The sequence below is a fragment of the Vibrio sp. J2-3(2022) genome, from assembly GCF_021725735.1.
In the GTDB taxonomy this organism is placed as follows: domain Bacteria; phylum Pseudomonadota; class Gammaproteobacteria; order Enterobacterales; family Vibrionaceae; genus Vibrio; species Vibrio diabolicus.
On record NZ_JAKKCK010000002.1, the window covers coordinates 1 to 12,241 of the forward strand.

Consider the following 12,241-nt stretch of genomic DNA (forward strand, 5'->3'; position numbering starts at 1 on the left):
CGCGACTAACAAACTGCTCAAGAGGGATTCGCAACGCGTGGCATTTTTACTATGCGTTGAATTTAGTGATTAAGGTGGTATGCGGCGGCTTCGGTATTGCGTTGCTCACCCCTTAGCAGGGCGTTAGTACGGGTTTGACATCAAAGGTCATAAGTTTTGGTGTTTATCTGTTTTGGCGCTTGTCTTTACACCTTTCAGTTTGTGCCTTTCACGTTCTTTCCGGTGGCACTATATGCGGAGTGTTTGCTTTGATTTCACCGTTTACGGTCTCTAACTCTTAGCCTATTTCTTTGGCGCTTCTTCGTTTTCGTTGTACTTCCTGAATTAATCTTGTCGTTCGTTGGGTGTTGCCATCAAAGTGCGAGGATCGAATCCTTTTCTAATTTGAAGCCAGTAAAAGTAGGGGAGTTAAGTGCGTTTTTCTTCTAGCCAACTTTCGTCTTTCAACTGGAATTAAGTTTTGTAGCTGCCCGTCTCACTTCAGTGTTCAAAGCCTTTCATATCATGCTAGTTTTCAATATCTTGGAGCGCATAAATAGAAGTAGCGCATGTACTAACAAATTGCTTAAGAGTGATTCGTAACGCGTGGCATTTTTACTTTGCGGTGGCTTATGTGATTAAGGCGCTGTGCGGTAGCTTTTGTATTGCGTTACTCACACCTTAGCAAGGCGTTATACGCTTTATGGAAAATAATACAAAAGGACGTTATGAAGTTATCTGAGTTACAAAGTCATATAAAAGAATTCGATTATGCGCCAGAGCAATCTGAACACTATTTTTTAAAACTAATCGAAGAAGTTGGCGAATTATCGGAATCAATTCGCAAAGGTAAACGTGGGCAACCAACGCTAGATGAACTCAAAGGTTCAATCGCAGAAGAGTTATATGACGTCTTGTACTATGTTTGTGCTTTAGCCAATATTCACGATGTAAACCTTGAGAAAACGCATGAACTAAAAGAAGTTTTGAATAAGGTTAAGTACAACCGATAGGACGCGTATAACAAATTGTTCAAGAGGGATTCTGCACGCGTGGCATTTTTACTATGCGTTGGTTTTAGGTATTAAGGCGGTATGCGGTAGCATCGGTGTTGCGTGCTTCACCCCTTAACAAGGCGTTAGTCGCCAGAAAAAGCTAGCAGTCAAAATCATGTTTCTAAGCTCAAAACTTGGCTACTGGTTGTTTGATTCATAGTTCCATCTTCGACGGTCAAAGCTCAGTTTCATCGGTTCTAAGTCAATGCATTGCTATTTTCCAAGCGGTTGTTTCGTTCTTTGGTGGTGATAGGGCGGGGCAATCGAAAATCTGTTTTTGGTTGCGAATCTGCTCGGTGAGTTTGTTGGTTTAAAAGCTTATTTACTTGCTGAAAGGACGTTTTCTCTGGTGTTGTAAGTTCCACGTGGTTTCAGTGACTTTGTTGAAAGTCCGCACTGTGAGATTGGCTTTCCAAAAACGCTTTTTGGTGTTGTCAGTCCGTTTTCTATGGCGTTGTTTGTTCCAAGTGGTTTCATTGAATAGCGGCTTTGCGACTACGCCTGACTTAAGTGCATCAAAGCACATAAAGTTTGTTGTTCGCAAAGTTTAGTTCGGCTTAAAATTGTCGCTCGGTGCCTCGCGACTAACAAACTGCTCAAGAGGGATTCGCAACGCGTGGCATTTTTACTATGCGTTGAATTTAGTGATTAAGGTGGTGTGCGGCGGCATCGGTATTGCGTTGCTCACCCCTTAGCAGGGCGTTATGCTTAATTACGTAAAATCAGTGGTTTATGTTTTTCTTTACTCCCTCGGCTGGTTGGTTTTGTGTTTGTCGGCAAGTTGGCTTTTGTGAGCGCTATTTTCTGGACATCCATTCTTGGGCGCTAAAAATTCTGAGAGTTGCCTCAATCAATTTTCGGGCAAGCGCGAGGTTAGGGCAGTTGACTCAATCAGAAATCCATTTCTAGGTTTTCAAGCTTCAAACTAGATTTGCCAAAATTCCGAGCCTGAATATCAAAACTATGATTCATTTCGGTTTTCTAAGTTTTTGCTTTTGTTTCTGAATCAAAGTCGAGTTAATCTTGGTTCAGGCAAAACGTAAGTTATTGAAGCTTAAGCATAACAAAGCGTTCAAGAGGGACTTGGCACGCGTGGCATTTTTGGTTTGCAGTTTGTTTAGTGGTTAAGGTGTTATGCGGCAACTGTTGCATTGCGTGCCTGCGCCCCTTAACGCGGCGTTAGTACGGGTTTGACATCAAAGGTCATAAGTTTGGTGTTTATCTGTTTTTGCGCTCGTCTTTACACCTTTCAGTTTGTACCTTTCACGTTCTTTCCGGTGGCACTATATGCGGAGTGTTTGCTTTGATTTCACCGTTTACGGTTTCTAACTCTTAACCTATTTCTTTGGTGCTTCTTCTTTTTCGTGGCTTTTACTAAGTCAGCATTGTCTTTCTTTGGTGTTGCTGTTGAAGTGCGAGGACCGAATCCTTTTCTAATTTGAAGTCAGTAAAAGTAGGGGAGTTTAGTACGTTTTTCTTCTAGCCAACTCACGTTTCTCAATGGCGGTAAAGTTTTGTAGCTGCCCGTCTCACTTCAGTGTTCAAAGCCTTTCATATCATGCTACTTTTCAATATTTTGGAGCGCATAAATAGAAGTAGCGCATGTACTAACAAATTGCTTAAGAGTGATTCGTAACGCGTGGCATTTTTACTTTGCGGTGGCTTATGTGATTAAGGTGCTGTGCGGTAGCTTTTGTATTGCGTTACTCACACCTTAGCAAGGCGTTAGTATTCAGGAGGAAAATTAGTGCTTCATCAGATAGACAAATATCAGTGTTCTGCTTGCAACATTAAATCCAAACATATCACCGTATTGATTAGGAACCCTAGTCCTTTTGCTGGTGTAAAACATCAAAAGCGTAAAGAGTTTATTGCAGGGTTAATCAAAGGTTGGGCAGTTGGCCCATTTTTAGCTTCTATGGATGAGTTTTCTCGACATACGATCTGTGAAAACTGTGGTATCAAGACGATAGAGAACTGATAAGTAAGACTTCTTTCTAAGCTCGGTGTAACAGGTTGGGTCTGAATACTAACAAACTGTTCAAGAGTGATTCGCAACGCGTGGCATTTTCATCATGCGTTGGTGTAAGTGATTAAGGTGGTATGCGGCGGCATCGGTATTGCGTTGCTCACACCTTAACAGGGCGTTATGTGCTTATGAGGAAAATTGACATGGAAGTGGTAGAGGCCAACCCTGATTTGGCGCCAATATTAGCGAGTTATGCGAAAGAATGCCTAGAATCGGGTATTCCAAAATATTCGGGTGTGGAGCAAGATCCTACAGCTTATTTGTCAGGTTTGGTCGAACGCTCAAAGGCAATCTCCGAGTTACCAAAGGGATATTTACCTAGCACAACTTACTACTGTGTATCGAACTCCGAAATTTTAGGTGCAATCCGAGTTCGCAAAGGTACTAACGCCAACGTAGAAAATATCATTGGTCATGTTGGCTACGAAACTAGACCGTCAGCTCGTGGTAAGGGTGTAGCCTCATTTCTGCTTGCTTGGGTGCGAGACCATGTTGTCACTGATTCAGTAATTGTTACTTGCTCAATTGACAATCCCGCATCTCAAAAGGTCATCGAAAACTGTGGTGGTGAATACCTCGGTAACTACACAGATGAGAGTGAGGGTACGGTAAGGCGCTACCGTTTAGCACGCACATAACAAAGCATTCAAGAGTGATTCGCAACGCTTGGCAGTTTCGCTTCGCTCAAGTATAGCCAAGCGAAGCTCACACCTTAATGCGGCGTTATGGCGCAGGGCGAAAATGGACAAAATCGTAGAACTCATAAAACAAGATCCAATCCGAGTCGAGGCACTTAACTGCGTTTCTGAGTTGGGATTGCCGCAGTGCTACATCGCAGCCGGCTTCGTCCGAAATTTAGTTTGGGATGCGTTGCACGACTTTAAAGTCTTCACTCCCTTAAATGATGTGGATGTAATTTACTTTGATCCAGCCGAGCCTAACCCCAATGCATATTTGGCGTATGAATCACAGCTACGAGATCGTATGCCTCAACTTCGTTGGCAAGTCCGTAATCAGGCGAAAATGCATGAGCGGAATAGTGACAATCCTTATAAAAGTTCTGTGGATGCAATGAGTTACTGGCCTGAAAAAGAAACAGCGGTAGCAATTCGCCAAATTGGGCTAAACCAATATGAATGTGTTGCTGCTTTTGGGTTTGAATCGCTATTTAGTTACTGGGTCACACATAACCCTAAAAGGTTACGAGAAACATTTGAAAATCGCGTAAATTCAAAATCGTGGTTAGTTCGGTGGCCATCGTTGAGAATTGCGCCATAACAAAGCGTTTAAGACGGATTCACAACGCTTGGCATTTTTGGTTTGTATCAGCTTAAGTGTTTACGGCACAATGATTTAGGTTAAGTGGTCGCGTTGTTCACCACTTAACGCGGCGTTAGATAATTTAGGTAACATTTATGAGTAAGAATGAATTTGTTTGGAGTCGTTGTAGGAGTTGCAAACGTTCAACTAAACACGAAGTACTAGGCTTAAAAAGTAAAGAAACAGATCCTGATTTTTATCATAGTGAGACGAAGTATTACTTAATCGAATGTAAAGGGTGTGAAACAATATCATTTAGACAAGAAGAGCATGACTACGAGTCCATTGTACAAGTAGGTCCAGATGACTACGAACATGACGTCAGTGTTGAGATCTTCCCACATTTTATTGCTGGACATAATCCTATTGAATCAATTTATTACGTCCCAAGAATTGTCGAAAGTATATATAAAGAGTCCCTGATAGCGATTCAGGAAGGAGCTTATACATTAGCAGGTTTAGGTTTAAGAGCTACGATTGAAGCAATTTGTAACGAAAGGAACATTACTGGTAGGAACTTGCAGGTTCGAATTAATAATATGCACCGTAATGGCATTGCTTCAAAAGCGGATGTAGACAGATTGCACGCAATCAGATTTATGGGTAATGATGCTGCTCATGAAATAAAGAAAGCTAACAAAACGTCTGTGTTAGTAGCATTAAAAATCGTAGAGCACATTTTAATCTCAATTTATGTATTTGAAGAAGAAGTTAATAAACATTTGGAAAAACCTATTTCTAGTGCGAAGGACGCGATTCCGACTTTGAAGCTAAATTTGAATAATATCGAAGACAATTCTTCATTTACTTTTTCTAAATGGTTAGGCTCTTCTAAGAGGCGTATTTTGGAAAAGATTGATGAAATAGAAGCCGACTTGATCGAGCTTGTAAGGAATCAAGAGTTTGAGAATGTTATTCTAGTTGAAGGTGAAAATGTTGACGGAGAGCAACCTACACAATGGTATAAAAAAATCGAACTCCCTGATTCTGAAAAAGATGAAGATGATGAAGACTTTGATATACCATTCTAAAATAATCTAACAAGGCATTTAAGAGTGATTCCCAACGCTTGGCATTTTTTATTCCATCGTTGGGTTTTGTGTTTACGGTGGTATAGGTTACGGTTTGATGGTAGCGTTGCTCACACCTTAATGCGGCGTTATGTGAATGGAGTCAACCTTGAAAATATCAGTTGTCAAAAGTGGTCAGATTGGGGCTTACGAAGCTGAACTTAATGCTCATCTAAACTCCGTTTTTGGCCAAGATTCCATGTTCATTTTCAATCGTGAGTTCGTCTGTGCAATTCTCATTGAAGACGATAATCAGATTATCGCTACTGGTTTTGCTTATGGTCGTTTAATGGAGCAGGGCTCAATAAGCTTCAAAGGAGGCATAATTGGTGGTATTGCCATTACACCAAGTAAGCGTGGTTTGGGCTTAGCTAAAGTCATCGTGAAAGAACTCGATCGATGCTTAGTGTCTTTTGGGGTAACTCATTCTTTTCTCTTCGCTTATGAGCCAGATGTTTATCGAAGCTCAGGGTATTCGGAGTTAGTTTTGCCTATCCATTACTTCGACGTGCAGCAGAAAAATTGGAATCAGTTTGTCTACCGTGGAGGTATGGTTAAGTCTTACAATGGCAGTCATACTTTAAGCGATCAAGTCATTGAATTTAATGGTTGTGTGTATTGAACACTCTGAAAAATTCACATAACAAAGCGTTCAAGAGGGATTAACAACGCTTGGCAGTTTTGGTTTGAATCAGCTTTAGTGTTTAAGGCACAATGGGTTAGGTTCAGTGGTGATGTTGTTCACCCCTTAACGCGGCGTTAGGCATCAAGTGGAAATATATAAATAGAGGATACATTATGACATTACCTAAATGTCCAAAATGTGAAACTTCCGAATACGTTGTATTGGTTAATACAGGTGAAGTCGTCGGAACAGCTACAGGAGCAGCGGCAGGAGCTGCAGCAGGTTATGGCGGAGCTGCAAGTGGTGCGGCAGCAGGAGCTGCGATTGGTTCATTCTTTCCGGGGCTGGGCACCGCAATTGGGGCTGCTGCCGGAGGGTTAATAGGCGCCTTGACTGGCGGTGCGGCAGGTGCCGCAGTGGGCAATAAAGTGGGTGAACAGATAGACAAAGCTAGGAAAACTTATAAATGCAATAAGTGCTCTTCGGAAATCGACGGATAGCTGCCTAACAAACAATTTAAGAGTGATTCGGCACGCGTGGCATTTTGGGTTTGCATTGGCTTTAGCGGTTAAGGTGGTATGCAGCGGCTTAGGTATTGCGTGCCTCACACCTTAATTGGGCGTTATGGCGCAGGGCGAAAATGGACAAGATCGTAGAACTAATAAAGCAAGATCCGATCAGAGTGGAGGCATTGAAAGTTGTATCTCAACTGGCTTTGCCGCAATGCTATATTGCGGCAGGTTTTGTTCGTAACTTGGTTTGGGATTCATTACATAACTTTGATGTGCATACTCCCCTGAATGATGTGGACGTTATCTATTTTGACCCTGACGAGTCTAACCCAGATTCCTATTTGCTTTATGAAGCGCAGCTAAAAAGTTGCATGCCTCAGCTTAACTGGCAAGTGCGTAATCAGGCGCAAATGCATATACGTAATGGAGACTCTCCGTATACAAGTTCTTTGGAAGAAAAAGAAACAGCTATTGCTATTCGTCAAACCGCTCAAGATAAGTATGAATGTATTGCTGCTTTTGGGTTTAAATCATTGTTCAATTTCTACGTCACACATAACCCTAAAAGGTCGCGAGAATCCTTTGAAAATCGTGTAAATTCCAAAGGGTGGCTACAACGGTGGTCATCATTAGAAATTGCGCCATAACAAACAGTTCAAGAGGGATTCAGCACGCGTGGCATTTTTGGTATGCGTTGGTTTCGGTGTTGAAGTGCTATGCAGTAACATCGGTATTGCGTGCTTCACCCCTTAACTGGGCGTTATGTTGTCAAAGATTAAGTATGAAGATTTTAATAGTATTTATAGCGACATTATTGTCTGGTTGCGCTGGTTTAATTGAAAGTGCTAGTTCCCCAAATTATCAAGAACACAAAGCTCGGGACAGTGTATCGCCTAGGAATCATAAAGGTTCAAGGAAAAACAAATTAGTCGGTACTGTTGTACTCACGTTTAATATTAGTAGTCAGGGTGATGTGATTGACATAATGGTTACTGATTCTGTGCCTAAAGGAGTGTTCGATGCTGAAGCAGTGCGAATATTATCAAAACGGAAGTATGCGCCTTCCGAAAAAGGGGAAACTGGCCCTAAAAAAGCTAAGTTCGAGTTTAAAATTTGACACATAACAAACTGCTCAAGAGGGATTCGCAACGCGTGGCATTTTTCATTCCATCGTTTGGTTTTGTGTTTACGGTGGTACGGTTAAGTTTTGTGGTAGCGTTGCTCACACCTTAATGCGGCGTTATACGTTGAATAGCCTGATCGTTACTTTAGTAGCAAAGGTGAATATCGTTTGTTTTTAATGTAATAGTCAGATAGCGTGGTAAAACGTGTTTTAATATTTTGATATGAATTCGATAATTCAAGGTATCCTACAAAATTAGTATCCTGAGTATCCACATCCTTATTAAAGGTTGATATGTTTCTGAAGTTATTTTCTATGTCTTTAAGCCTTGGGCTAAGATAATTATTCAAGATGTACAAAATTTTCCTTTTATTCGGACTATCATTAATTCTGAATTTTTGCTCCAATCGACTTTCTGATTCTGCCCATATTAAGTATCCTTCAGTAACTCTAATCTTTTGTTCTAAGTTTTTTTCATTATGTTGGTTTAATGTTGATTCAAACTCTATTCTTCCAGATTTAAGGTTTCCGGATAGAATCATCGCTGCTGCCCTGTCTATTTTAATTTTTAAGAGTTGTTCCCTATTGATGTTGATATCAGAGTTCAAAGTTTTATCTAGCATGTTATTTAATTCAACAAACAACATTGTATCATTTAGGCTTTTACTTATTGCATTAACGTCTTCTATTTCTATCAATTTCCAAGGAATATTTTTTATCAAATTAACACATTGTTTACTTTTAACTTTTTCCAGAGAGTTTAGGGCTTGAAATTGTTTAAGCTGGTCCCCGTAATCAGGCCCTACTGGTCTCAAAGGTGATGTTCCTAGTTGTATACTAGTAAATCGAAAATCGTAGTTTAATTGTGAGATATCTAACTGGATTTTATAAATGTCACTTATACAACTTTTAAGTTGGTTTAGTTTACCGTCATTTATTTGTTTCACTCCTACACTATACGAATAGTAAGCAGCAACGATAGCAACCAATAGTGCAGCTGTAGAAATCATGACTTCATAGTTTTTAGTATTTCCGTGTATGTTGTTAGATTTCTCATTCATAACATGGGGCACATTGGTCTAATTGAGTTAAGTTTAATATAATATTCACTTTTGTGGACTCTAATTCAACCGATGTTTCATTATTGATAATCCGAAGATATGCTCAGTACAAATTTGTTACAGGTAAGATGGAAATCCGAACGTATAACAAGCAATTTAAGAGGGATTCACAACGCTTGGCAGTTTTGGTTTGAATTAGCTTAAGGGTTTACGGCACAATGGTTTAGGTTGGGTGGTAGCGTTGTTCACCCCTTAATGCGGCGTTAGGCAATTGGAGGGGGCATGGAACAAAAAGTACTTGATTTAGTAAACAGCGGAGATGAGCTATCTATAGCTATTAGATGTCATCTTATTGTCGAACACTATTTGATTCAAAAAATTGAGCAACATCTGCCATTAAAGAATGAGCTAAATATAGCTAGTTTGAATTTTCGTCAAAAAGTTGAGTTAGGTGTTGCGTTAAAAGCAATCGACAAAGATATGAAAGGTACTTTTCTCGCTATAAACAAACTACGTAACCAGTATGCGCATGATATGGACAAATGTGTTACAGAAAAGGAAGTCACCGAGTTATATTCGACATTGACATCACAAAGCCGCTTAGCTCTTGCTCATACTGACTATGATAACTACTGCTCTGCTGGCAAGCTAGGTGGGATTATGCTGATGCTTTATTGTTATTTAACTGCCAATGCGCAAGAAATTGCCTAACAAAGCGTTTAAGACGGATTCACAACGCTTGGCAGCTTTAGTTTGAATCAGCTTAAGTGTTTACGGCACAATGGTTTAGGCTAGGTGGTCGCGTTGTTCACCACTTAACGCGGCGTTAGGGCTTGTTCACTCCTTTGACTCTATACTCATAGTGGTGAATATAGGAGTTGGTGATGGATAAATCAGAAGCTATCGAGATTGCTCAAAGTAAATTTGGTATTAATGCCACGTATCAGAATGCACATTACTCTAAAGTTAATTCTCGTAAAGACGTTTGGTGGCTGGAAGTCTCGTTGGACAAAATAAAAAAGATGAAAGTGCCTAGGTTGTATTTCCTCTTACAGCAAGAATCCTCAATTGCGGTGTTAGATATACCAACTGAGTTTTTGCGTGATTCAGCGGACTCTTTTCGAGTACGGCATGATAAAAATAATATGTGCTTTGAAATTGATATTACGTCATACAAAGACGTAATCGGCCCTAAGAAAGTCGATTTGAGGCAATTTTTAGTATCGCCCTAACAAAGCATTTAAGAGTGATTCGCAACGCTTGGCGGTTTCGCTTCGCTCAAGTATAGCCAAGCGTCGCTCACACCTTAATGCGGCGTTATGCCTATTTGTCCAAATTATCGATATCTTTAATTTTAAGTTGTTCAGTTCAGATAATGATTAATCAAAATTCTATTTATAAGTTTTTTCCATATAACCCTCACGATCTAGATACATTGGCAAACAACTATTTGTGGTTTAGCCGGTTTTCTGACTTTAATGACCCTTTTGAAGATGTATTCATTGACAATGTACTTGATACTGAAATACCTCCGTATAACGAATCGGAAGATATTGAGTTATTGAAGTTAGCTAATCAAGGAAGTGCTAGTCCTATTCAGATAGAACAATCTTTGACCCAATTAGCGTTACAAGGAGAACTCAGAGCCAAATATGAGTACGTGTTGTCGTCAACAATTGATCATGCAAAAAGCATTTTTGCTGATTATGTAGAAAATTCGAGGCTTTGTTGTTTTGCAAAAGACGACATCGAAGCCGAAGCCCCTGCGTTACAAAATAAGCTTATGTGGTCTCATTATGGAAATGGTATGCGAGGTTACTGCATAGAGTTCGACCGTTCAGCTTTGATTAAGAGTATTCACGATAGCATTGGCGATTTAGTTGGCTATACAGATATGCTGTATGGAAATCTGGTAAAACAGTCTCATCATTCAATTTTGCATCAAACTGTTTTAGGGATGTTTGGCAAGAAAAGTGGTATTGGTATCGGAGATCTTGTGACAACGAAGTCTTCTGAGTGGGCGTATGAGAAGGAGTTTCGCTTACAGGTCGAAAACATGAATATGGTACAATTTAACCCCAAATGCATTTTGTCAGTGACTGTCGGCTTTAAAATGCCAGAAAGTAAGTTTACTACGCGTTGCAAAGTGTCTTAAGAGGAAATACTGGTATTGATTGTCCTATATTTAGGGCTTCCATTAACGCTAAAACTTTTGGGATAGAAAGAGAACAGATCGGTAAAACTAAATAGGCATAACAAACTGTTTAAGAGTGATTCGCAACGCGTGGCATTTTTACTATGCGTTGGTCTTAGTGTTTAAGGTGGTATGCAGCGGCTTTGGTATTGCGTTGCTCACACCTTAACAGGGCGTTAGTACGGGTTTGACATCAAATGTCATGAGTTTTGGTGTTTATCTGTTTAGTGCTCGTTTTTACACCTTTCAGTTTGTGCCTCTCACGTTCTTTCCGGTGGCACTATATGCGGAGTGTTTGCTTTGATTTCACCGTTTACGGTTTCTAACTCTTAGCCTATTTCTTTGGCGCTTCTTCATTGTCGTGGTGGCTTTTGAGAGAACCTTGATTACTTTTGGTGTGGCTGTTGAAGTACGAGGAAAGAATCCTTTTCTAATTTGAAGCTAGTGAAAGTAGGGCAGTTTAGTGCGTTTTTCTTCTAGCCAACTTTCGTCTTCCAATCGAGGTAAAGTTTTGTAGCTGCCCGTCTCACTTCAGTGCTCAAAGCCTTTCATATCATGCCACTTTTCAATATCTTGGAGCGCATAAATAGAAGTAGCGCATGTACTAACAAATTGCTTAAGAGTGATTCGTAACGCGTGGCATTTTTACTATGCGGTGGCTTATGGTGATTAAGGCGCTGTGCGGTAGCTTTTGTATTGCGTTACTCACAACTTAGCAAGGCGTTAACTGGCGCAGAAAATACGAAAGCATATTGATACGGTTTCTCGGTTCAGAGGTTTAGCGTGTTCGGTCGGTCTCCTTAGCTGAGGTAATGCGACTAATTTCAGTTTGGTACTTAAGTTTACTGATGTGAAAGGCGGCACAAAACCTTCTAATAATATAAGGCATTCGCGATTAGTTCGGCGCACTTACATCGCCGAAGTATGGTGTTGTGATACGCATTTCAAACTAAAGATAAACGGTAATTTTTTGGTTAAATACATATTTGAGTTAGCTTTGCTAATCATTAATTAGCAAAACGAGCTTTGGCGAAAGTAGCTGAAAGATCGGCGAAAACTAAAAGGCGCTCAGTTAACAAACTGTTTAAGAGGGATTCGCAACGCGTGGCATTTTCGCTATGCGTTGTTTTAAATGATTAAGGTTGTATGCGGTGGCTTTTGTATTGCGTTGCTCACCCCTTAACAGGGCGTTAGTTGCCAACGAGAAAAAACATACCTAAAGCAGAATATTTAGGGCTAATGTCCGTGTGTTTTTGGCTAGGTTTTCGTATTT

The 12,241-nt window shown here is 40.3% G+C and carries 14 protein-coding genes; 13 read left to right on the top strand and 1 reads right to left on the bottom strand.

Annotated features, from left to right (window positions below; genetic code table 11):
- The first annotated feature begins 707 nt into the window (after positions 1–707).
- The 10 genes from L3V27_RS08040 to L3V27_RS08115 all read left to right on the top strand — a co-directional run bounded on the left by L3V27_RS08040 (position 708) and on the right by L3V27_RS08115 (position 7,707).
- Complete coding sequence (locus L3V27_RS08040) at positions 708–992, top strand: MazG nucleotide pyrophosphohydrolase domain-containing protein (RefSeq protein ID WP_017449629.1); 285 nt, start codon at positions 708–710, stop codon at positions 990–992.
- Between the two features lie 1,789 nt (positions 993–2,781).
- On the top strand, positions 2,782–3,015 hold the full coding sequence (locus tag L3V27_RS08065) for a hypothetical protein (RefSeq protein WP_005377029.1): 234 nt from the start codon (positions 2,782–2,784) through the stop codon (positions 3,013–3,015).
- 191 nt (positions 3,016–3,206) lie between these two features.
- On the top strand, positions 3,207–3,701 hold the full coding sequence (locus L3V27_RS08075) for a GNAT family N-acetyltransferase (RefSeq protein ID WP_237311571.1): 495 nt from the start codon (positions 3,207–3,209) through the stop codon (positions 3,699–3,701).
- Between the two features lie 103 nt (positions 3,702–3,804).
- Positions 3,805–4,341: a nucleotidyltransferase family protein gene (locus L3V27_RS08080; RefSeq protein ID WP_237311572.1), complete on the top strand. Its 537-nt coding sequence runs from the start codon at positions 3,805–3,807 to the stop codon at positions 4,339–4,341.
- Between the two features lie 137 nt (positions 4,342–4,478).
- Positions 4,479–5,414: a DUF4145 domain-containing protein gene (locus L3V27_RS08085; RefSeq protein WP_237311574.1), complete on the top strand. Its 936-nt coding sequence runs from the start codon at positions 4,479–4,481 to the stop codon at positions 5,412–5,414.
- Positions 5,415–5,562: 148 nt separating this feature from the next.
- Positions 5,563–6,075 carry a GNAT family N-acetyltransferase gene (locus L3V27_RS08090; protein ID WP_237311576.1) on the top strand — a complete coding sequence of 171 codons (513 nt, stop codon included), beginning with the start codon at positions 5,563–5,565 and terminating at the stop codon, positions 6,073–6,075.
- A gap of 176 nt (positions 6,076–6,251) precedes the next feature.
- Entirely contained in the window at positions 6,252–6,578 is a 327-nt protein-coding gene (locus L3V27_RS08095) for a hypothetical protein (protein WP_237311577.1), read from the top strand.
- 140 nt (positions 6,579–6,718) lie between these two features.
- Positions 6,719–7,237 (top strand): nucleotidyltransferase family protein, encoded by a 519-nt coding sequence (locus tag L3V27_RS08105; RefSeq protein WP_237311578.1) that lies wholly within the window; start codon positions 6,719–6,721, stop codon positions 7,235–7,237.
- Complete coding sequence (locus L3V27_RS08110; protein WP_237311579.1) at positions 7,227–7,343, top strand: DUF3265 domain-containing protein; 117 nt, start codon at positions 7,227–7,229, stop codon at positions 7,341–7,343. Before L3V27_RS08105 ends, L3V27_RS08110 begins: the two co-directional genes overlap by 11 nt.
- A 28-nt stretch (positions 7,344–7,371) precedes the next feature.
- Positions 7,372–7,707, top strand: a complete 336-nt coding sequence (locus tag L3V27_RS08115) for a TonB family protein (RefSeq protein WP_005378535.1) — start codon at positions 7,372–7,374, stop codon at positions 7,705–7,707.
- 146 nt (positions 7,708–7,853) lie between these two features.
- Here the strand turns inward: L3V27_RS08115 and L3V27_RS08120 are convergent, their stop codons facing one another.
- The gene (locus L3V27_RS08120; protein WP_237311580.1) at positions 7,854–8,774 is read right to left on the bottom strand and encodes a hypothetical protein; all 921 of its coding nucleotides are present in this window, start codon (positions 8,772–8,774) and stop codon (positions 7,854–7,856) included.
- A 282-nt stretch (positions 8,775–9,056) separates the two neighbouring features.
- Between L3V27_RS08120 and L3V27_RS08125 the strand changes: the two genes are divergently transcribed.
- The 3 genes from L3V27_RS08125 (at position 9,057) to L3V27_RS08135 (ending at position 10,929) form a co-directional block, all read left to right on the top strand.
- Entirely contained in the window at positions 9,057–9,485 is a 429-nt protein-coding gene (locus L3V27_RS08125; protein ID WP_050933416.1) for a hypothetical protein, read from the top strand.
- Between the two features lie 173 nt (positions 9,486–9,658).
- A complete protein-coding gene (locus L3V27_RS08130) occupies positions 9,659–10,006 on the top strand; it encodes a hypothetical protein (RefSeq protein WP_237311581.1) in 348 nt (115 codons plus the stop codon).
- Positions 10,007–10,149: 143 nt separating this feature from the next.
- Positions 10,150–10,929, top strand: a complete 780-nt coding sequence (locus tag L3V27_RS08135) for a DUF2971 domain-containing protein (RefSeq protein WP_237311582.1) — start codon at positions 10,150–10,152, stop codon at positions 10,927–10,929.
- Positions 10,930–12,241 lie beyond the last annotated feature (1,312 nt).

Coding starts and splice junctions, on each gene's coding strand:
- L3V27_RS08040 (WP_017449629.1), top strand. CDS start 708: ATGAAGTTATCTGAGTTACAAAGTCATATAAAAGAATTCGATTATGCG.
- L3V27_RS08075 (WP_237311571.1), top strand. CDS start 3,207: ATGGAAGTGGTAGAGGCCAACCCTGATTTGGCGCCAATATTAGCGAGT.
- L3V27_RS08080 (WP_237311572.1), top strand. CDS start 3,805: ATGGACAAAATCGTAGAACTCATAAAACAAGATCCAATCCGAGTCGAG.
- L3V27_RS08085 (WP_237311574.1), top strand. CDS start 4,479: ATGAGTAAGAATGAATTTGTTTGGAGTCGTTGTAGGAGTTGCAAACGT.
- L3V27_RS08095 (WP_237311577.1), top strand. CDS start 6,252: ATGACATTACCTAAATGTCCAAAATGTGAAACTTCCGAATACGTTGTA.
- L3V27_RS08105 (WP_237311578.1), top strand. CDS start 6,719: ATGGACAAGATCGTAGAACTAATAAAGCAAGATCCGATCAGAGTGGAG.
- L3V27_RS08115 (WP_005378535.1), top strand. CDS start 7,372: ATGAAGATTTTAATAGTATTTATAGCGACATTATTGTCTGGTTGCGCT.
- L3V27_RS08120 (WP_237311580.1), bottom strand. CDS start 8,774: ATGAATGAGAAATCTAACAACATACACGGAAATACTAAAAACTATGAA.
- L3V27_RS08125 (WP_050933416.1), top strand. CDS start 9,057: ATGGAACAAAAAGTACTTGATTTAGTAAACAGCGGAGATGAGCTATCT.
- L3V27_RS08130 (WP_237311581.1), top strand. CDS start 9,659: ATGGATAAATCAGAAGCTATCGAGATTGCTCAAAGTAAATTTGGTATT.
- L3V27_RS08135 (WP_237311582.1), top strand. CDS start 10,150: ATGATTAATCAAAATTCTATTTATAAGTTTTTTCCATATAACCCTCAC.